Annotated in this window: 17 protein-coding genes; 10 read left to right on the forward strand and 7 right to left on the reverse strand. The window is 70.5% G+C overall.

The genetic code is table 11. The features are described from left to right. Positions 1-232 precede the first annotated feature (232 nt). Entirely contained in the window at positions 233-1,093 is an 861-nt protein-coding gene (gene speE, locus ACFJIT_RS18875) for a polyamine aminopropyltransferase (protein WP_131660992.1), read from the reverse strand. An 89-nt stretch (positions 1,094-1,182) separates the two neighbouring features. Here speE and ACFJIT_RS18880 point away from each other — a divergent pair, with 89 nt between their 5' ends. Both ACFJIT_RS18880 and speA read left to right on the forward strand, forming a co-directional pair. Beyond that, entirely contained in the window at positions 1,183-3,060 is a 1,878-nt protein-coding gene (locus ACFJIT_RS18880; RefSeq protein WP_379654583.1) for a M48 family metalloprotease, read from the forward strand. 61 nt (positions 3,061-3,121) lie between these two features. After that, the gene (speA, locus tag ACFJIT_RS18885) at positions 3,122-5,011 is read left to right on the forward strand and encodes an arginine decarboxylase (protein ID WP_379654584.1); all 1,890 of its coding nucleotides are present in this window, start codon (positions 3,122-3,124) and stop codon (positions 5,009-5,011) included. A 337-nt stretch (positions 5,012-5,348) separates the two neighbouring features. Here the strand turns inward: speA and ACFJIT_RS18890 are convergent, their stop codons facing one another. After that, positions 5,349-6,359 (reverse strand): pyridoxamine 5'-phosphate oxidase family protein, encoded by a 1,011-nt coding sequence (locus tag ACFJIT_RS18890; protein WP_379654585.1) that lies wholly within the window; start codon positions 6,357-6,359, stop codon positions 5,349-5,351. Between the two features lie 296 nt (positions 6,360-6,655). Between ACFJIT_RS18890 and ACFJIT_RS18895 the strand changes: the two genes are divergently transcribed. The 5 genes from ACFJIT_RS18895 to ACFJIT_RS18915 all read left to right on the forward strand — a co-directional run bounded on the left by ACFJIT_RS18895 (position 6,656) and on the right by ACFJIT_RS18915 (position 10,235). After that, entirely contained in the window at positions 6,656-7,180 is a 525-nt protein-coding gene (locus ACFJIT_RS18895) for a nuclear transport factor 2 family protein (RefSeq protein ID WP_379654586.1), read from the forward strand. Between the two features lie 5 nt (positions 7,181-7,185). Then, on the forward strand, positions 7,186-7,359 hold the full coding sequence (locus tag ACFJIT_RS18900) for a hypothetical protein (protein ID WP_379654587.1): 174 nt from the start codon (positions 7,186-7,188) through the stop codon (positions 7,357-7,359). Beyond that, entirely contained in the window at positions 7,353-8,252 is a 900-nt protein-coding gene (locus ACFJIT_RS18905) for a sensor histidine kinase (RefSeq protein ID WP_379654588.1), read from the forward strand. The genes ACFJIT_RS18900 and ACFJIT_RS18905 overlap by 7 nt, the downstream gene beginning before the upstream one ends. Further along, a complete protein-coding gene (locus ACFJIT_RS18910) occupies positions 8,249-8,995 on the forward strand; it encodes a LytR/AlgR family response regulator transcription factor (RefSeq protein ID WP_379654589.1) in 747 nt (248 codons plus the stop codon). Before ACFJIT_RS18905 ends, ACFJIT_RS18910 begins: the two co-directional genes overlap by 4 nt. Positions 8,996-9,098: 103 nt before the next feature. Continuing rightward, complete coding sequence (locus ACFJIT_RS18915) at positions 9,099-10,235, forward strand: acyltransferase family protein (RefSeq protein ID WP_379654590.1); 1,137 nt, start codon at positions 9,099-9,101, stop codon at positions 10,233-10,235. 27 nt (positions 10,236-10,262) lie between these two features. On the opposite strand, the gene ACFJIT_RS18920 is transcribed toward ACFJIT_RS18915, so the two are convergent. From ACFJIT_RS18920 to radC, 5 genes are all read right to left on the reverse strand, one after another. After that, entirely contained in the window at positions 10,263-11,012 is a 750-nt protein-coding gene (locus ACFJIT_RS18920; protein WP_379654591.1) for an SDR family NAD(P)-dependent oxidoreductase, read from the reverse strand. Further along, positions 11,009-11,458 carry a hypothetical protein gene (locus ACFJIT_RS18925; RefSeq protein WP_379654592.1) on the reverse strand — a complete coding sequence of 150 codons (450 nt, stop codon included), beginning with the start codon at positions 11,456-11,458 and terminating at the stop codon, positions 11,009-11,011. Before ACFJIT_RS18925 ends, ACFJIT_RS18920 begins: the two co-directional genes overlap by 4 nt. Next, positions 11,455-12,273 carry an SPOR domain-containing protein gene (locus ACFJIT_RS18930; protein ID WP_379654593.1) on the reverse strand — a complete coding sequence of 273 codons (819 nt, stop codon included), beginning with the start codon at positions 12,271-12,273 and terminating at the stop codon, positions 11,455-11,457. The genes ACFJIT_RS18925 and ACFJIT_RS18930 overlap by 4 nt, the downstream gene beginning before the upstream one ends. 27 nt (positions 12,274-12,300) lie before the next feature. Beyond that, entirely contained in the window at positions 12,301-13,992 is a 1,692-nt protein-coding gene (gene argS / locus ACFJIT_RS18935) for an arginine--tRNA ligase (protein ID WP_379654594.1), read from the reverse strand. Positions 13,993-14,086: 94 nt separating this feature from the next. Then, positions 14,087-14,761 (reverse strand): DNA repair protein RadC, encoded by a 675-nt coding sequence (gene radC, locus ACFJIT_RS18940; protein ID WP_130532294.1) that lies wholly within the window; start codon positions 14,759-14,761, stop codon positions 14,087-14,089. A 141-nt stretch (positions 14,762-14,902) separates the two neighbouring features. On the opposite strand from radC, the gene coaBC reads away from it, so the two are divergent. Genes coaBC through ACFJIT_RS18955 form a run of 3 tightly spaced genes read left to right on the forward strand, consistent with a single transcriptional unit; the run spans position 14,903 to position 18,959 of the window. Beyond that, positions 14,903-16,117 (forward strand): bifunctional phosphopantothenoylcysteine decarboxylase/phosphopantothenate--cysteine ligase CoaBC, encoded by a 1,215-nt coding sequence (coaBC, locus tag ACFJIT_RS18945; protein WP_379654595.1) that lies wholly within the window; start codon positions 14,903-14,905, stop codon positions 16,115-16,117. Then, a complete protein-coding gene (gene dut, locus ACFJIT_RS18950) occupies positions 16,114-16,572 on the forward strand; it encodes a dUTP diphosphatase (RefSeq protein WP_130525138.1) in 459 nt (152 codons plus the stop codon). The genes coaBC and dut overlap by 4 nt, the downstream gene beginning before the upstream one ends. A gap of 17 nt (positions 16,573-16,589) precedes the next feature. Then, positions 16,590-18,959 (forward strand): phosphomannomutase/phosphoglucomutase, encoded by a 2,370-nt coding sequence (locus tag ACFJIT_RS18955; protein ID WP_379654596.1) that lies wholly within the window; start codon positions 16,590-16,592, stop codon positions 18,957-18,959. Positions 18,960-19,241 lie beyond the last annotated feature (282 nt).

The raw sequence follows: 19,241 nt of genomic DNA on the forward strand, positions 1-19,241 counted from the left end.
TCGGAAGAAGTTCTGATCCCTTTTCTTTGTGAGCCCCCTCCCACCGGGAGAGCTCGAAGTCGCGGCTAGCGACTGGGGGGAGGACGCGGGCGAAGCCCGCAAGACCCAAAGGACTTGGTTCCATCCGCTGCCAAGCTTCGCCAACAGATGCTCGCAACGAAAAACGCCGCGCGGGCTGCCCCGCGCGGCGTTGGGTTGCATCGCTCGCGTCCTGTCCGGGCGCGCGCTGGGATCAGCCTTCGCCCAGCGCCTGGGCCACGAACGGCGGCGGCACCAGCGTGCCGGTGTGCTGGTGGGCGGTGTAGTACAGGGTCTGGAACGGCTTGGCCTGCGCGTCCTGGACGCGGAACGCGAAGTCCGCGCCGGCGTCCTTGGAGGCGATGGTCACGCTCCACCAGCCGGTCGGGTAGCACGGCTGCGGAAAGGGCAGGGTCTTGAACGACTTGAAGCCCGCCTTGCCCATCTCCGCGCGCATGTCGCGGATCAGGTCCAGCAGCGCCAGCGGCGATTCGGACTGCTGCACCAGCAGGCCGTCGGGCTTGAGCGCCTTGAAGCAGCTTTCGAAGAAGGCCTGGTTGAACAGCCCCTCGGCCGGGCCGATCGGGTCGGTGGAGTCCACGATCACCACGTCCACGCTGCCCGCCGGGCAGTTGGCCATGTAGGCCACGCCGTCGTCGAACAGCAGCTCGGCGCGGGCATCGCCGTTGGATTCGCACAGCTCGGGAAAGTACTTCTCGGCCATGCGCGTGACCTGCTCGTCGATGTCGCACTGGGTCGCGCTTTCCACGCCCGGGTGCTTGAGCACCTCGCGCAGGGTGCCGCAGTCGCCGCCGCCGATGATCACCACGCGCTTGGGGTTCGGGTGGGTGAACAGCACCGGGTGGCTGATCATCTCGTGGTAGAAGAAGTTGTCCTTGGTGGTGAGCATCATCGCCCCGTCGATCACCATCAACTTGCCCCAGTCGGTGCTGTCGTAGATCTCGATTTTCTGGAACGGGGACTGCACTTCGTCCAGCTTGCCCTTCAGGCGAAAACCGATCGCCGAGCCGGTGGGCTGGAAGTGTTCGATGTACCAGGCGTCGTTGTCGCTCATCGGGGGGCGGTCCGGGCAAAAAAGGGGCGCAATTGTAGCCCACCGCCTGTTGCGTTCCCGGGTCTGTGGCTTAGCATCCGCCGTGGGGGATGGAGTTCACGAACAGGGGACGCAGGATGCAGTCTGTCGAGGCATATCGAGCGCTCGTGGAGCGCCTGCAGCGCCGCGCGGTGGCCGCGCCGCTGCTGTACCGGCTTCAGCTGGCCGGGCTGGCGGGATTGGGATTCGCGGTGCTGGCCGGCTCGGTGGTCGGGGCGCTGGGCGTTTCGGTCGGATTGGTGGTGGTGCTGGCGGCGATCAAGCCGGCGCTGGTCGCCCATTTGTTCAAGCTGATCCTGATTCCGCTGATCTTCGGCTATTCGGTGCTGCGCGCGCTGTGGGTGCGGATCGAGCCCCCGGACGGCTACCGGATCGCGCCGGGCGAGGCGCCGCTGCTGGAGGCCGAGGTCGAGCGCCTGCGCAGGGCGGCGGGCGCGCCGGCGCTGGCGGGCATCATCGTGGATACCGACCTGAATGCGGCGGCGGCCAGCGTGCCGCGCGTGTTGGGGCTGTTGGGGCATCGACACTTCCTGGTGCTCGGCCTGCCTCTGATGCAGGCGCTGAGCCGCGAGCAGCTGGCTGCGGTGATCGCCCACGAATTCGGCCACCTGGGCGGCGGTCACGGCCGTTTCGGGGCGTGGATCTATCGGGTGCGGCTGAGCTGGTTCAGGTTGCTGCACGCGCTGGAGGTACGCGACGCCTGGGCGGCGGGCATGTTCCGCAAGTTCTTCGGCTGGTACGCGCCTTACTTCAATGCCTACAGCTTCGTACTGGCGCGCGATAACGAGCTGGCGGCGGACCGGATCGCCGCACGGGTGTCCGGTGGCCAGACGGTGGCCGATGCCCTGGTCAAGACCAGCGTGCTGGGCGCTCGCCTGCATCAGGACTTCCTGCCCGCGGTGCATGAGACCGTGCGAGAACGGCCGCACCCGCCCGAGCTGCTGTATCGCGACATGGGCGCGGCGCTGCGTCATGGGCATCCGGGCGACGCCCAATGGCTGGAAGGCGCGCTGGCCCATGATGCCGGGTTGGACGACACGCACCCACCGCTTAGCGTCCGCCTCTCTGCCCTTGGCGCGACGCAGATCGCCCTGACCGAGCCGGCGCAATCGGCAGCCGAGGCCCTGCTGGGCGACCTGTTACCGCGCCTGGAGCAGCAATTCAGCCAGCGCTGGCAGGCTGAGGTGCAGGGCAACTGGATGGCCGAATACCAGCGGCGCCAGGAGCAGGCCCTGCGCGTGGCCGAGCTGGCCCGGATGCAGCGCTCGCCGGAGCAGGAGGTGGAATACCTGCTGCTGGCCGGGCATTTCCAGCAGGACGAGCAGGACCAGCTTGCGGCGCTGCAGGCGGCGGTCGCGCAGGTGCCGACGCATCTGCAAGGCCAGCTCCGCCTTGGGGCGCTGCTGCTGGACCGGGACGACGCGGCCGGTGTGGCGCATCTGCGGCAGGCCATTACGCTGGATGCCGGCTATACCGGTGCGGTCCTGCAGCGCCTCCATGCCTTCTACCAGGCGAGGGGTGACGCGCCGTTGGCCCGGGCCGTGGAAGCCGAGTTCGAGGGCTGGCAGCGGCGGCAGCGCGCACTGACCAAGCGCCGCTTCACGTTGTCGGGAGAGGATCGGTTCCTGCCGCACGGCCTCCAGGGCGAGGCGCTCGCGCGACTGCGACAGGCGCTGGTCAAGACCAACGTGGTGCGGCGCGCCTGGCTGGTGCGCAAGGCCCTGCCCGACGACGATGCAGGCGAGCACTTTCTGCTGCTGGTACAGCTGCGCGGCCTGATATTCAGCCGCGGAAAAGCGCTGCAGCGCGTGCTGGATGCGGTGGAACTACCCGGTTCGATCCAGGTGTTCGACGGTGCCGATCGCCGTCGCTATGCCGGTCGATTGCGCAAGGCGGCCGGGACGCCGATCTGGCGGCGGGGGCGCTGACACAGCGGCGAAAGGAGGGGGGCGATAGAATGCGCGCCCCTCACGTTTCCAGGCAGCACCGATGACGCAGTGGTCCACCGACCAGGCACGCAAGACCTATTCGATCCCGCACTGGGCCGATGGGTATTTCGACGTGGACGCGGCCGGGCGCATCACGGTGGCCCCGCAGGGCCCGGGCGGCCCGGTGGTGGCGCTGCCGGAGGTGGTCGACGCCGCGCGCGCCGAGGGCGCCAAGCTGCCGCTGCTGGTGCGCTTTCCCGACATCCTGGGCCAGCGCCTGGGCAAGCTGCAGGCGGCCTTCGCCCAGGCGCAGGCGGACTGGAACTACGCCGGCGGCTACACCGCCGTCTATCCGATCAAGGTCAACCAGCACCGCGGCGTGGCCGGCACGCTGGCCTCGCACCATGGCGAGGGCTTCGGCCTGGAGGCCGGCAGCAAGCCCGAGCTGATGGCCGTGCTGGCGCTCTCGCGCCCCGGCGGCCTGATCGTGTGCAACGGCTACAAGGACCGCGAGTACATCCGGCTGGCGCTGATCGGCCGCAAGCTGGGCCTGGAGACCTTCATCGTCATCGAGAAGCCCTCCGAGCTGAAGCTGGTGCTGGAGGAGGCCAAGGCGCTGGAGGTGATGCCCGGCCTGGGCGTGCGCATGCGCCTGGCCTCGCTGGGCGCGGGCAAGTGGCAGAACAGCGGTGGCGACAAGGCCAAGTTCGGCCTGTCCCCGCGCCAGGTGCTGGACCTGTGGAAGACCCTGCGCGACACCGAGTACGCGGCCTGCCTGAACCTGCTGCATTTCCACATGGGCAGCCAGATCTCCAACGTGCGCGACATCGCCAACGGCATGCGCGAGGCGGTGCGCTACTTCGTCGAGCTCTCCGCGCTGGGCGCCCGGATCAGCCATGTCGATGTCGGGGGCGGGCTCGGTATCGACTACGAAGGCACGCGTTCGCGCAGCTATTACTCGATCAACTACGGGCTGGGCTCCTACGCCGGCAACATCGTCCAGCCGCTGGCCGAGGCCTGCGAGGAACACGGCCTGGCCCCGCCGCGCATCGTCACCGAATGCGGCCGCGCCATGACCGCCCACCACGCGGTGCTGATCGCCAACGTGTCCGAGGTCGAGCAGGCGCCGGAGGGCCGCGTGCCCGACGCGCACGACGACGAACCGGCCGCGGTGCGCCACCTGCGCGAGATCCACGACGAGCTGGACACGCGCCCGGCGGTGGAGCTGTTCCAGGAAGCCCAGCACTTCCACGCCGAGGGCCTGGCCGCCTACGCGCTGGGGCAGATCGACCTGACCCACCGCGCGCGCATCGACGATCTGTTCTACGCCATCGCCCACGGCGTGCGCGCGCGCCTGAGCCACGAGGAAAAGAGCCACCGCCCGGTGCTGGACGAGCTCAACGACCGGCTGGTGGACAAGTACTTCGTCAATTTCAGCGTGTTCGAGTCGATCCCGGACGTGTGGGCCATCGACCAGGTGTTCCCGATCGTACCGATCGAGCGCCTGGACGAGCGCCCGCAGCGCCGCGGCATCGTCTGCGACATGACCTGCGACTCGGACGGCATGGTCAAGACCTATGTCGAGAACGAGAGTCTGGACAGCTCGCTGCCGCTGCATGCGATGAAGCCGGGCGAGTCCTACCGCATCGGTTTCTTCCTGGTCGGTGCCTACCAGGAGATCCTGGGCGACATCCACAACCTGTTCGGCGACACCGACGCGGTGGAGGTCACCTGCCAGGACGGCACCACGCGCATCACCCAGCAGCGCCGCGGCGATACCACCGACGTGATGCTCGACTACGTGGGCTATTCCCTGGCCGAGCTGCGCAGCGCCTACGCCCAGCGTGTGGCCGCCGCCGACCTGTCGGCCGAACGCGCGCAGGAGCTGTCTGCTGCCTTGGAGGCGGGGCTGACGGGGTATACGTATCTTTCGGATGAGCCGTTGGCGTAGGGCTGTTTTTGCCTGCGATCTGGGGCGGTGCGCGTTTGGGATTGGGGATTCGGGATTAGGGATTAGGGATTAGGGATTAGGGATTAGGGATTAGAAGCCCAAGCGACATCACGCCGAAGCGACACCAAAGCCGCAGCAATACTTCACCTCGTCATCCCCGCGAAAGCGGGGATCCATGGACGTCCGCGCCATGCACGACACGCAGTGACGCGCTGACCTGCACGATCCCCCCGCCGTCGTTCCCGCGAACGCGGGAAACCAGCGCCTTGCGCGCCCTGCGCCAACGTCCATGGGTTCCCGCGAACGCGGGAACGACGCTGGCAGGCCATCGCGCCGCCTAATACAGGTTCTTCTTGTAGTCCTGATCCAGCCCGTGCCGCACCAGCCCCGGCACCGCGACCGCCGCACGCACCATCGCCGCCTGCAGGCCGCTGCTGCGGTTGAGCCGCACATGGGCCTTGAAGATTTCCGCGGGCGCCAGGTCGTCGGGAGGCTGCGCTGCCGGCCATAGCGCGGCGGCGGCCAGGGCGGCGCTGTCGCGCACCGTCCAGTGCGCCGGGGCGATGCGGGTCACCAGCTTGGGCGGCTTGTCGCCGACGGCCAGGCGGGCCCGGGCCGCGGCATCGGTGGTCAGCGTGGCCGTGCCACGGACGTGCAGCAGCCGCGTCTGTCCCGGCACCAGCGCGGCCAGCGACAGGCGCGGCTGTTCGAGCAGGTTGCGGAAGCTGTCCACGCGCCGGTTGCCGGGGCGGTCGGGCAGCCACAGCGCCGCCTCGTCCGCCTGCAGCAGGGCGCCGGCCGGATCGCCCTTGGGACTGAGGTCGGCCTGGCCGGCGCCATTGACCGTGGCCAGGACCAGGAAGCGGCTGCGGGCGGCCGCCTGGACGGGCGTGAGCGGCGCGGCGAGCGGATCGGGCGCGGCCTGCCAGAAGTCCGAGCGGATCAGCGCCTTGGCGCAGTGCAGATAGCACTCGCGCACGGCGATGCCGATCCGGCCGTCCTCGACCCCGGCGACCTGGCCGTTGATGCGCAGGGTCTCGCCCAGCCCCGGTACGAGCCACAGCGAGCAGAAGCTCTGCCCGGCGCGCGCCAGGCGCGGATCGTCCAGCCGGGTGGGCGGCAGATCCAGCGTGCTCGGCGTATCGGTCCGGGCGAACCCGGCCGGGCCGCCGCCGACGGTGATGGCGATGCCTTCGGCGTCGCCGAAACCGAAGAACGCCAGCGGCGAGGCCTTCAGCCAGCGCACCGCCCACGCGTCCAGGTGGTCGATGACCTTCATGTCGCGCGGACCGGGCAGCGCGCCGATGCAGCGCTGCAGCGTGTCGGCGTCGGTGATCTGGGCGGTCATGGCCGCCGCACCGGCAGTGGCGGCGGGCAGGGAACAGGGCAGGTGCGCAGCATCGTCATTCCTCGATGGATCGGATGAGATCGCTGGCACGACGCTGGCGTGCGCACGTTATCACGCCCGTCCGCGCATGGCCCGGCGACTGCGCTGAAGTGCGCGCTGGGCCTCGCTCGCACAGCTGCCGGAGGGCCGTCTGGCGCATCGCGGGCACGGCTCGGCGCATGGAGCCGGAAGGCGTATGGCGCCATGCCGTGCCGCGTGGAGTAATGGCGCCGTCCTCACTGACGTCTCTCGACCCCATGGCAATCAGATCCAAGGCCGCGCTCGTACTCGTGCTGCTCGCCCTGGCCGTCCAGCCCGCGCTGGCCACGCAGAACAGCGAGCGCGACGTGTCCGCGATCCGGCAGGTCGTCGAAGCCTTCCGCAGCGCCATCGTCGAGAAGGACAAGGCGCGGTTCACCGCGCTGTTCTTCTCCGAGGACCCGGCCCGGGTGACCTGGCAGTTCGTCAACGACGATGCGCGCCTGGCGCGGTTCCGCGCCATCAAGCCGGATGCCAGGAAGGCCCGCTACATCCCGCAGTCCAACTACCTGAGCTTCATCGATTCGATCGTGACGAGCGCCCAGGGCAGCGAGGAAGTGTTCTCCGACGTCAGGATCGACACCGATGGCGAGATCGCCGCGGTCGCCTTCGACTACGCCTACCTGGAGAATGGCAGGCAGACCAACCGGGGCAGGGAAATGTGGCAGCTGATCCGTACCGAGGCAGGCTGGAGGATCATCTCGGTCGTCTGGACCATGCGCGATCCCGCGCGGGCCAGCTGACGACGATGGCGCCGGACGCGTCGGTCTTCTCGCCACCGCCGTGGCGCGTCTCGCTGATGGCGGCGCTGCCGATCGGCCTGTGCCTGCTGGTGATGGCGGTGCCGGCGGTGGGGCATGGGCATGCGCTGGCCTACCGCACTCTGTATCTGCTGGCCTTCCTGGCCGGGTGCCGGTGCTGATCTGGCTGCAGCGCGCGCTCGGGCGTGCCGGGTGGTCGCCCTGGAAGACGGTGCCGCTGCTGCTGGCGGTGACGTATCTGATGGCGGTGGTCAACAACGTGCTGGGCTTCCTGCTGCCCGAGGCGATGGGCTGGTCCGGGGCACAGCCGCCGCGCTGGCCGCGCGTGTTCTTCGGCATCGACGATTGCTGGCTGGCGCTGATCGCCTATTGCGCGGCCAACGCGCTGGTGGGGCATTCCCACGCACTCAAGGAGGCCCAGGGTCGCCAGGCGCAGGCGCTGCTGGCCGCGCGCGATGCCGAACTGCGCGCGCTGCGCTACCAGCTCAATCCCCACTTCCTGTTCAACACGCTCAATGGCGTGTCCTCGCTGGTCGCGCAGGCGCGCGGCGAGGAGGCACGCACCATGCTGGCGCGGCTGGGCGGCTTCCTGCGCGCCACGCTGGATCGGCCCTCCCATGAAGTGTCGGTGGCCGAGGAGCTGGCGATGACCGAGACCTATCTGGCCATCGAGCAGGTGCGGCTGGGCGACCGCCTGCGCGTGGAGTGGGACATCGGGCCCGGCGTGCTGGACGCGTCGCTGCCGTCGCTGCTGCTGCAGCCGCTAGTGGAGAACGCGATCCGCCACGGCATCGCCCGACGCAGCGCGGCGGGCCGGCTGTCCATCGCGCTGCACGCGCGCGCCGGGCAGCTGCGGCTGCGCGTGGTCAACGATCTCGCGCCGGACGATGAGGCGCAGGGCGGACGAACGCTGGGCCATGCAAACGTGCGCCAGCGCCTGGCCTGGCTGTATCCGCAACGCCACGCCTTCGCCGCCGGGCTGGAGGACGGCGTGTATGTGGTCGCCATCGCGATTCCGTTCCAGCGCCTGGATCCGCGAGGCGATGCGGCGTGATCCGGATCGCGGTGATCGATGACGAGCCCTTGGCGCGCAGCGGCGTGATCGCCAGCCTTGCGCGCCATGAGGATGTCCAGGTCGTGGGCGAGTACGCCGACGGCGATGCGGCGTTGGCCGGCCTCCCGCAGTGCCGGCCGGATGTGCTGATCCTCGATATCCAGATGCCGCGCCTGGACGGCATCGCGCTGCTCCAGGCCATGGAGGCGCACGCGCGTCCGCTGGTCATCCTGCTGACGGCGCACGCCGAGTTCGCCGTGCCGGCTTTCGCGCTGGAAGTGTTGGACTATCTGCTCAAGCCGCTGGACGAGGAGCGCCTGGCCGACGCCCTGGCCCGCGTGCGGCGTCGGCTGCAGGCGAGCGCTCCCGCTCCCGTTCCGCAGCCCAGCGAGCCGCGGCCTGAGCCGCTCACGCGCTTCGAGGTCCGGGTCGGGCGGCGGATCGTGTTCGTGCCGGTCGAGGAGGTCGAATATCTCCAGGCCGACGGCGACTACGTCACCCTGCACGTGGGATCCCGGCAATACCTGCTGCGCGATGCGCTGCAGCGTCTGCAGACCCAGCTCGACCCGGCGCGCTTCGTGCGCATCCATCGCTCCACCATGGTCAGGCTGGATTGCGTGGCCGAACTGCAGCCGCTCTCCAACAAGGACGCGCTGCTGCGGCTGCACAACGGCGCGCCGCTGCGCGTCAGCCGCACCTATGTCGATGCGTTGCGCGCCCAGCTGACCGGCGCTTCGGGCTGATGCGCTTCGCCGCAGGCGGGGCACGGCCCGGCGCAACGGCGGTGAGCGGGACGCCGCGCGGACATAGACTTTCCCACTTCCCCTGCACGCCTGGCTTGGCCCGATGATCCGCACCGACGCTCGCTACCCGGGCCTGGACCTGCTGCGCGCCATCGCCATCGTGTGGGTGATGTTCTTCCACGCCTGGGTAGTGGGCGGACTGGCGCCGGAATGGACCTGGCTGTCGCGCTACGGCTGGATGGGCGTGGACCTGTTCTTCGTGCTCAGCGGCTTTCTGATCGGCGGGCAGGTGCTGGCACCGCTGTCGCGCGGGCAGCCGCTGCGGTTCGGCGACTTCTATCTGCGGCGCGCGTTCCGCATCCTGCCGGCGTACTGGGTGGTGCTGGCGCTGTATGCGCTGGTGCCGGCCTGGCGCGAGCGGCCGGAGATGGAGCCGCTGTGGAAGTTCGTGCTGATGGTGATGAATCTGGGCAACGACTACAGCCGGCCCGCGTTCTCGCACGCCTGGTCGCTGTGCGTGGAGGAGCACTTCTATCTGGTGTTCCCCGTGCTGGCCTGGTGGCTGATGCGCAGGCCGGCCGCGTGGAAGGTGGCGCTGCTGGCGGCGCTGGTGCTGGTCGGCGGCATCGCGCTGCGCGCCGGCATCTGGCTGCACGACACCGCCGCCGAGGCCGCAAGCGCAGCGCAGCGCAACTGGTTCATCGAGGATCTCTACTACCCGACCTGGAACCGCCTGGACGGCCTGCTCTGCGGCGTGCTGCTAGCGACGCTGAAGACCTTCCGCCCCGCGCTGTGGGCGCGCGCGCAGCGATACGCCGACGGCGCGCTGATAGCGGGGCTAGCGGTGATGGCATTGGCACTGTGGCTGTTCCGCGACCGCAGCGGGCTGGTGGGCAACGCGGTGGGCTGGCCGGTGCTGTCGATCGGGCTGGCGCTGCTGGTGTTCGCCGGGGCGGGGCGCAGCAGCCTGATCGGGCGTCGGGCGCTGCCGGGCGCGGCCTGGCTGGCCGGCGTGTCCTACAGCCTGTACCTGGTGCACAAGGCCGTGTTCGTGCAGGTGCAGGACCATCTGGGCCAGGCGATCGCCGGCTGGGGCGCTGCGCAGGTGCTGGTCTATGGCGGCGCCTCGCTGCTGGCGGCCGCGTTGCTGCATTACGCGGTGGAGCGGCCGTTCCTGCGCCTGCGCGGCCGCGTGCTCAGGCCGCGCACCACACCCATGCCGGCCACGGACGCGGCTTGAGCGTCCGTGGCCGCGCAGGGCAAGGACTTACTGACGCGCGACCTGGAAGCCGGCGAAGGACTGGCTCACCGGCATGATCTCCAGCCGGTTGATGTTGAGGTGCGCCGGCAGCGTGGCGACGTAGAAGATCTGCTCGGCGATGTCCTCGCCGGTCATCGGCGTGGCGCCTCCGTAGAGCTTGTCCGAGGCGGCCTGGTCGCCGCCGGTGCGCACCAGGGTGAACTCGGTCTGCGCCATGCCCGGTTCGATGCTGGTCACGCGCACGCCGGTGCCGTGCAGGTCGCTGCGCAGGCCCAGCGAGAACTGCCGCACGAAGGCCTTGGTGCCGCCGTAGACATTGCCGCCGGTGTAGGGATAGGTGGCCGCCACCGAGGAAATGTTGATGATCGCGCCCTTGCGCGCGATCAGCACCGGCAGCAGCTTGCGCGTGATGGTGACCAGCGCGGTCACGTTGGTGTCGATCATCTGCTGCCACTGCGCCAGGTCCGCCTCCTGCGCCGGCACCGTGCCCAGCGCCAGGCCGGCGTTGTTGACCAGCACGTCGATGTCGGCGAAGCCGGCGGGAAGCGCGGCCAGGGCCGCATCCAGCGCGGCGCCGTCGCGGATGTCGAAGGCGGCGGCGTGCACCACCTCGCTGCCGAACTGCTCGACGAACGGCGTCAGCCGTTCGGCGCGGCGGCCGGTGGCGATCACCTTCCAGCCGGCGTTGGCGAAGCGGGTCACCGCGGCGGCGCCGAAGCCGGAGGTGGCGCCGGTGATCAGGACAGTCTTGCTCATGTCGATTCCTTGGGGGAGGGAAACAGGGGGCGGCGCGCGTGCAGCGCCGCGCCGGCCAGCGCGCCAAGCGCGGCGGCCAGCAGCTGCAGGCCCACGCCCAGCACGTTGCTGGCCAGCACGTCCTGGATCGTCAGCCACAGCGGCCGCTGCGGCATGTGACGGTCGGCCAGCTGCACCAGCAGGCCCAGGGCCAGCAGCTGCAGGGCGAACATCAGCGCCACGCCGAGCGGAAGAAAGCGTCGCCCGCCGATCCAGCCGCCCAGCAGCAGGCTGAAGGCGCCGGCCAGGCAGTGCGCGGGCTGGATCAGGCTGTTGCCGTGCAGCTCGAGCACGCGCCAGCCGGACGGCAGCAGCCGCCAGATCAACACGCCGAGCAGCAGATCCACGGTGAAGGCGACCGCGGCCGCCAGGATCAGGCGCTCGCGCTGGGTCGCCGGGGCGATCACCGGGCCTTGATCGGCATCGCCGGCAGGCCGCCGCTGGCCAGTTTCTGCTTGGCCTCGGCCAGCTCGCTGGCGGTGGCGTAGGGCCCCATGCGCACGCGGTAGACGGTCTTGCCGGCCGAGTCGCCCGATTCCACGCGCGCGCTCAGGCCCAGCATCGCGATCTTGGCCTTGACCGCCTCGGCATCGCCGGACGCGCTGAAGCTGCCGGCCTGCAGGATGTAGGCGACATCGCCCGCGGCGCTGGCCACCGCATTGGACGCGGCGGCCTGGGCGACGGTGGTCTGGGTCGGCGTGGCCGAGGGCACCTTGGTGATCTCATCCAGCGGCGTGGGCTGCTGGGCGGCGGCGGTCGTGGTCTCGGCGATGGGCTGGGGCTGGCCGGCGTTCTTGGCCGCGTCCTCGCGCGCCTGCTGCGCGGCCAGCTTGGCCTTGCGATCGGCCTCGGCGCGCGCGCTGGCGGCCAGTTCGGCGTCGGACATCTGCACTTCGCGGCCCGGCAGCAGCGTGTAGAAGTCGTACTGGGTCGGGCGCTCGGGCGTCTTCTTGGCGGCTTCGGCCGTCGCCGCGGGCGCGGCTCCGGTCTCGGCTGGGGCCGAGGCGGGCGGCGTGGTGCTGTCGTCCTCGCTCACCGGCGCGGGGCGCGCGTCGGGGTTGGGCTTGGGCCGCAGGAAGGTGTCGCCATCCTTCTTCATCAGGTCCGGCACGATGAAGAACGCCGCCGCGCCCAGCACCAGCCCGGCGATCAGCCAGACCCAGCCGGGCGTGCCGTTGCCGTTGGTGCGCTTGGCCTGGGATTTACCGCGTCGTGCCGCCATCTTGTTCTTGTTCTCGTAGAAGTCGTCTTACATGCGCTCGGGCGCGGACACGCCCAGCAGGTCCAGGCCGTTGGCCAGGGCCTGGCGCACCGCCAGGGCCAGCGCCAGGCGCGCGTTGCGCGCATCGGCATCGTCGATGAGGATCGGTTCGCCGTCGTACCAGGCCTGGAAAGCATAGGCCAGTTCGCGCAGGTATTGCGCGATGGCATGCGGCTCCAGCGAAACGCCGGCCGCTTCGACCACTTCCGGGTAGCGCGACAGTTCCACCATCAGCGCGATCGAGGCGGCGTCCTCGAGCGAGGGCAGCGCGGCGATGCCGGCGGCCTGGTCGTAGGGCGCATAGCCCTTCTCCTCGACGCGGCGCAGCAGGCTGCACACGCGCGCATGGGCGTACTGCACGTAGAAGACCGGGTTGTCCTTGCTCTGCTCGCGCGCCAGGTCGATGTCGAAGGTCAGCTGCGAATCGGGCTTGCGCGCGATCAGGAACCAGCGCGTGGCATCGGCGCCGGCTTCCTCGATCAGGTCGCGCAGGGTCAGGTAGCTGCCGGCGCGCTTGGACAGTTTCACTTCCTCCCCACCGCGCATCACCGTGACCATCTGGTGCAGCACGTATTCGGGCCAACCCTTGGGGATGCCCACGTCCAGCGCCTGCAGGCCGGCGCGCACGCGCGCCAGCGAGCCGTGGTGGTCGGCGCCCAGCTCGGTGATCGCGCGCTCGTAGCCGCGCTGCCACTTGGACAGGTGGTAGGCCACGTCCGGCACGAAGTAGGTATAGGTGCCGTCGGACTTGCGCATCACCCGGTCCTTGTCGTCGCCGTAGTCGGTCGACTTCAGCCACAGCGCGCCGCCTTCCTCGTAGGTGTGGCCGGACTTGATCAGCGTCTCGACGGTCTCCTCGACCTTGCCGTCGCGGTAGAGCGCGCTCTCCAGGAAGTACACGTCGAAGCCCACGCCGAAGGCGGCCAGGTCAGCGTTCTGCTCGCGGCGCAGGTAGGCCACGGCGAAGCGACGGATGGCATCGAGGTCCTCGATGTCCTTGGCGCCGGTGATGGTGTGGCCTTCGATCTCGATGGCGTCGCCGCGCAGGTAGGCGGCGGCGACGTCGGCGATGTAGTCGCCGTTGTAGGCCGCCTCCGGCCAGTCGGCGTCGCCGGGCTTGAGGCCGTGCAGGCGCGCGGAGGTGGACCGGGCCAGGTTCTCGATCTGCACGCCGGCGTCGTTGTAGTAGAACTCGCGTTTGGTGTTCCAGCCGTTGGCGGCCAGCACGCGCGCCAGACAGTCGCCGATCACCGCGGCGCGGCCGTGACCCACGTGTAGTGGCCCGGTCGGATTGGCCGAGACGTATTCCACGCCGACCGTGCGGCCGGCGCCGGAGGCGTTGCGGCCGTACTGCGCGCCCTGCGTCAGCGCGGCCACGGCCTCGCGCTGGTAGGCGGCATTGGCCAAGTGGAAGTTGATGAAGCCGGGGCCGGCGATCTCGACCCGGGCGATGTCGGCGCTGGCCGGCAGCGCCTCGACCAGCGCCTGGGCCAGGGCGCGCGGATTGCTGCGAGCCGGCTTGGCCAGCAGCATGGCGGCATTGGTGGCGAAGTCGCCGTGCTCGCGGGTCTTGGGACGCTCGACGGTGAAGTCCGGGGTGGCGGTCTCGGCGGGCAGGGTGCCGGCCTGGCGCAGGGCGTCGATGCCCTGGGCGATGCGGGCACGCAGATCGGATTTCACGGGGTTCTGGCTCGATGGGTCACGCGGGACCGGGCATTTTAGCCCACGGCCGCCGCCGTGCCGGCCCCGGCGCCCGGGCCGCCGCGCGCGGGCCTCACACCCAGCCGCGCTCGGCCAGCGAGACCGGCGGGCCGTCGGCGATCACGAAGTGGTCCAGCAGGCGCACGTCCACCAGCGCCAGGCCGGCCTTGAGCCGTGCGGTGACGGCGCGGTCGGCGGCCGAGGGCTCCGGGTTCCCGGAGGGGTGGTTGTGGGCCACGATCACCGCCGAGGCGTTCAGCGCCAGCGCGCGCTTGACCACCTCGCGCGGGTGCACCTCGGACGCGTCCAGGCTGCCGGCGAACAGCTCCTCGAAGGCCAGCGCGCGGTGCCGCGTGTCCAGGAACAGCGCCGCGAATACCTCGCGCGGCCGCGCCCGCAGCTTCAGCGCGAAATAGCGGCCGGCCGCGTGCGGGTCGTTCAGCATCTCGCCGCGGGCCAGGCCGGCGGCCAGGTGGCGCTGGCCCAGTTCGAGCGCGGCGGCCAGCTGGCAGGCGCGCGCCGGCCCCAGGCCGGGCAGGGCGGCCAGCGCCTTGGGCGGGTGGTCGAGCAGGCCGCGCAGCGGGCCGTGGCTGGCGAGCAGGTCGCGCGCGGTGCGTACCGCGTCGCGCCCCGGCAGGCCCGAGCCGAGGAAGATCGCCAGCAGCTCGGCGTCGGACAGCGTGGCGGCGCCGCGCGCCATCAGTTTTTCGCGGGGGCGTTCCTCGGCGGGCCAGTCGCGGATATGCATGGGCGCTTCCTTGGGCTTGGGACGTGCCGCTTCCCTGCGGCGTCATGGCGATTGTTCCGGACGCTCATGCCCTGGGGTTATCAGACCCGGGAGGGGCGTCGGGTAAGCTGTCGCCCTAGTTCTGGTTCGGAAAAATCTGACGTGGCCCAGGCCCTGGAAGGACAACGCATCCTGCTGTGCGTCGGCGGCGGCATCGCCGCCTATAAATCATTGGAACTGGTGCGCCGGCTGCGCGATGCCGGCGCGCAGGTGCAGGTGGCGATGACCGCCGGCGCCCAGCAGTTCGTCACCCCGCTGAGCTTCCAGGCCCTGTCCGGCCAGCCCACGCGCACCAGCCTGTGGGACAGTGCCGCCGAGGCCTCCATGGGCCATATCGAGCTGGCGCGCTGGGCCGACCGGGTGCTGATCGCCCCGGCCACCGCCGACCTGCTGGCGCATCTGGCCCACGGCCTGGCCGACGACCTGGTGACCACCCTGGCCCTGGCCACCACCGCCCCGATCACCGTGTGCCCGGCAATGAACCACATCATGTGGAAGCACGCCGCCACCCAGGCCAACCTGGCCACCCTGCGCGCGCGCGGGGTGCAGGTGATCGGGCCCGAGGACGGTCCGCTGGCCGAAGGCGAATCCGGCCCGGGCCGCCTCAGCGAGCCGGACGCGATCGTGGCCGCGCTCAGCCAGGCGGCGCAGGCGGCCGTTCCGCTCGACGGTCCGCTGGCCGGGCTGCATGTCGTGGTCAGCGCCGGTCCCACCTATGAGGACCTGGACCCGGTGCGCTATCTGGGCAACCGCAGCAGCGGCAAGATGGGCTTCGCCGTGGCCCGGGCGGCCGCGCGGCGCGGGGCGAAGGTCACCCTGGTAGCCGGCCCGGTGAGCTTGGGCACCCCGCCCGGGGTGACCCGCGTGGACGTGCGCTCGGCCGCGCAGATGCGCGCTGCAGTGTTCGGCGCCTTCCCGGCCGATGTGTACATCGGTGCCGCCGCGGTCGCCGACTACACCCCGCGCACGCCGGCGCCCAACAAGATCAAGAAGTCCAGCGAATCGCTGGCGCTGGACCTGGTCCGCACGCCGGACATCCTGGCCGAGGTCGCCGCCTCGGTGCAGCCGCTCAAGCTGGTGGTCGGCTTCGCCGCCGAGACCGAGAACGTGGCCGAGTACGCGCGCGGCAAGCTGCTGGCCAAGCGCCTGGACATGATCGTGGCCAACCGGGTCGGCATCCCCGACGGCGGCTTCGAGAGCGACAGCAACGCGATGACCGCGTTCTGGAAGGATGGCCAGCGCGAGTTTCCCTCCGCGCCCAAGACCGCCCTGGCCGAGGCGCTGGTGGACCTGATCGGGGAGCGTCTGCGCGCATGAGCCTGCCGATGGAAGTCAAACTGCTGGACCCGCGCTTCGGCGAGACCTGGCCGCTGCCGGCCTATGCCACCTCGGCCAGCGCCGGGCTGGACCTGCGCGCCGCGCTGGAGACCCCGCTCACGCTGGGGCCGGGCGAGACGGTGCTGGTGCCCAGCGGCATCGCCATCCACCTGGCCGATCCCCATCTGTGCGCGGTGGTGCTGCCGCGCTCGGGCCTGGGCCATCGTCACGGCATCGTGCTGGGCAATGGCACCGGCCTGATCGATGCCGACTACCAGGGCCCACTGCTGATCAGCCTGTGGAACCGCAGCAGCGAGGCCTTCGTGATCCAGCCCGGCGACCGGGTCGCGCAGCTGGTGGTGTTGCCCATCGCGCGCGTAGCGTTGAAGATCGTGGATACTTTCGTGGAAAGCGCGCGTGGAGAAGGGGGCTTCGGCCACACGGGCGTCCGCTGACAGGGGCGAAACGTCGCATGGCTGGATTCAAACGAAGGACCGCGAAGACAGGCAGCGGGCAACACGTGCTGCTGCTGTCCGCCCTGCTGGTGCTGCTGGCCGCGTGGTTCGGCTGGAGCGCCTGGGTGCTCTACCAGGAAGGTGCGCGCCGCGACGCGCTGCTGCAGGCGCGCGATGCCGCCGTGCAGGGCCTGCAGCAGAACCTGCAGACCCAGACCGCTAAGCTCGACCAGCGGGTGGCCACGCCCGCCTTCCAGGCCGCGGTGAGTGCCGACGACACCGCCGCGGTCGGCGCGGCGATCAAGGCCGGCTGGCCCGAGGTGGAGGCCGTCGACATGCTGCCGGCCGATCTTCAGTCCGCCTACGCCGATGCCGCCAGCTTCGGCTACAGCAAGCTGGCGCTGCTGGAAGCCGCGCAGCAGGCCAAGGGCGCGATCGTCGGCGCGGTGCGCGACGGCACGGGCACCGGCCTGGCGCTGGCCGTGCCGGTGCAGAACCGGCTGCTCTATGTGCGCCTGCCGATGGCGCTGCTGACCACCCCGATCGACGGCGCGCAGGTGCCGGGCGCCTATCTGGCCCTGCGCCAAGGCGGCTTCACCCTGCGCGAGGTCGGCGATGCGGGCCTGTCCGGGTCCGCCGACGCGCTCTCGCGCCCGGTCGGCCAGACCGGCCTGCGCGTGGCCGCCGCCGTGCCCGACGAAAGCGAGGGCCCGCTGGGCCTGGGCGCGCTTCCCAGCGCGATCGTGGCCGCGCTGCTGCTGGCGCTGGCCGTACTGGTGGCCGCGCTGACCACCGGCAAGGTCAAGCTCAAGGTGCCCGAACTGCGTCGCGGCAAGGGCGAGGACGTGGCCGACGACGGCCTGACCCTGGACCAAGCCGTGCAGTCGCACCGCGCCGCCGCGGCGGCCAGGGCAGCGGACGAGGCCGATGCCGAAGCAACGGCCACCGACGCGCCGGTCGAGACGGTCGGCTCGGCGGCCGCGCCGGCCGCCAAGCTGGTGCGTGGCACCACCGTGGACCCGGGCATCTTCCGCGCGTACGACATCCGCGGCGTGGTCGGCAAGACGCTGAGCGTGCCGGTGGCCGAGCTGATCGGCCAGGCGATCGGCTCGGTGATGGCCGAGCAGGGCCTGACCGAAGTGGTCGTCGCCCGCGACGGCCGCCTGTCCGGCCCTGAGCTGTCCACCGGCCTGATCGAAGGCCTGCGCAAGGCCGGCCGCGATGTCATCGACATCGGCATGGTGCCCACGCCGGTGGCGTATTTCGCCGCCTTCCACCTGCGCACCGGCACCTGCGTGGCGGTCACCGGCAGCCACAATCCGTCGGACTACAACGGCTTCAAGATCGTGGTCGGCGGCGAGACGCTGTCCGGCGCCGCCATCACCGATCTCTATACCCGCATCAGCGAAGGGCAGCTGCACAGCGCCGAGCGCGGCGGCCTGACCCAGCGCGAGATCGCCGAGGACTACGTCCAGCGTATCGCCAGCGACGTGCAGCTGGCGCGTCCGCTCAAGGTCGTGATCGATGCCGGCAACGGCGTGGCCGGCGAGATCGCCCCGGTGCTGCTGGAGGCCATCGGCGCCGAGGTCGTGCCGCTGTACTGCGACATCGACGGCACCTTCCCCAACCATCACCCCGATCCCAGCGAGCCGGACAACCTGCTCGACCTGGCCTCGACGGTGAAGCGCTTCGACGCCGATCTGGGCCTGGCCTTCGACGGCGACGGCGACCGCCTGGGCGTGGTCACCCACGACGGCAACGTCATCTTCCCCGATCGCCTGCTGATGCTGTTCGCCGCCGACGTGCTCGAACGCAACCCCGGCGCGATGGTGATCTACGACGTCAAGTGCACCGGCAAGCTGCAGGGCTGGACGCTGCGCAACGGCGGCACGCCGCTGATGTGGCAGACCGGGCATTCGCTGATCAAGGCCAAGATGCGCGAGACCGGCGCCGAACTGGCCGGCGAGATGAGCGGGCACTTCTTCTTCCAGGAGCGCTGGTACGGCTTCGACGACGGCCTGTACGCCGCCGCGCGCCTGCTGGAGATCCTGGCCGCGCGCGACGACCAGACCCCGAGCGAGATCCTCGACGCGCTGCCCGACGGCGTGTCCACGCCGGAGATCAAGGTCGAGGTGCCCTCCGGCGATGCGCATGCGATCGTGCAGGCCTTCGTGGACGCGGCCCGGTTCGACGGCGCGCGTCTGTCCACCATCGATGGCCTGCGCGCGGACTGGGACGACGGCTGGGGACTGCTGCGCGCCTCCAACACTACCCCGGTGCTGGTGCTGCGCTTCGAAGCCTCGGACGCCGCGGCGCTGGAGCGCATCCGCAGCGCGTTCCGCAGCCAGCTGCAGGCCGTGGCGCCGGAGCTCAAGCCCCGCTTCTGAGGGCGCGGCAATAGCGCGAAGGCGGAGCGGGCTCGGCCAGGGCCACGATCGTCGGAGCAGCAACTGCTTTGTGGGAGCAACTGGCCCTGCCTGTAGAGCGGAGCTCGCTCCGCTGCTCTTCGTTCGGTTCATGGGGAAGGCCCCAGCGGAGCAAGCTCCGCTCTACAGGTGGGAGCAACTGGCTCCTCAACTTCAGCAGCCGCCCGTCTGTAGAGCGGAGCTCGCTCCGCTGCCCTTCGTTCGGTTCGTGGGGAAAGCTCCAGCGGAGCAAGCTCCGCTCTA

Source organism: Pseudoxanthomonas sp. UC19_8, from assembly GCF_042700505.1.
Lineage (GTDB): Bacteria > Pseudomonadota > Gammaproteobacteria > Xanthomonadales > Xanthomonadaceae > Pseudoxanthomonas_A > Pseudoxanthomonas_A winnipegensis.

What these genes read in the sequence shown, in the direction of transcription:
- speE (WP_131660992.1), bottom strand. Translation starts at nt 1,093, where the DNA reads ATGAGCGACAACGACGCCTGGTACATCGAACACTTCCAGCCCACCGGC.
- ACFJIT_RS18890 (WP_379654585.1), bottom strand. Translation starts at nt 6,359, where the DNA reads ATGACCGCCCAGATCACCGACGCCGACACGCTGCAGCGCTGCATCGGC.
- ACFJIT_RS18955 (WP_379654596.1), top strand. Translation starts at nt 16,590, where the DNA reads ATGGCTGGATTCAAACGAAGGACCGCGAAGACAGGCAGCGGGCAACAC.
- radC (WP_130532294.1), bottom strand. Translation starts at nt 14,761, where the DNA reads ATGCATATCCGCGACTGGCCCGCCGAGGAACGCCCCCGCGAAAAACTG.
- ACFJIT_RS18895 (WP_379654586.1), top strand. Translation starts at nt 6,656, where the DNA reads ATGGCAATCAGATCCAAGGCCGCGCTCGTACTCGTGCTGCTCGCCCTG.
- ACFJIT_RS18920 (WP_379654591.1), bottom strand. Translation starts at nt 11,012, where the DNA reads ATGAGCAAGACTGTCCTGATCACCGGCGCCACCTCCGGCTTCGGCGCC.
- speA (WP_379654584.1), top strand. Translation starts at nt 3,122, where the DNA reads ATGACGCAGTGGTCCACCGACCAGGCACGCAAGACCTATTCGATCCCG.
- ACFJIT_RS18930 (WP_379654593.1), bottom strand. Translation starts at nt 12,273, where the DNA reads ATGGCGGCACGACGCGGTAAATCCCAGGCCAAGCGCACCAACGGCAAC.
- ACFJIT_RS18900 (WP_379654587.1), top strand. Translation starts at nt 7,186, where the DNA reads ATGGCGCCGGACGCGTCGGTCTTCTCGCCACCGCCGTGGCGCGTCTCG.
- dut (WP_130525138.1), top strand. Translation starts at nt 16,114, where the DNA reads ATGAGCCTGCCGATGGAAGTCAAACTGCTGGACCCGCGCTTCGGCGAG.
- ACFJIT_RS18915 (WP_379654590.1), top strand. Translation starts at nt 9,099, where the DNA reads ATGATCCGCACCGACGCTCGCTACCCGGGCCTGGACCTGCTGCGCGCC.
- ACFJIT_RS18880 (WP_379654583.1), top strand. Translation starts at nt 1,183, where the DNA reads ATGGAGTTCACGAACAGGGGACGCAGGATGCAGTCTGTCGAGGCATAT.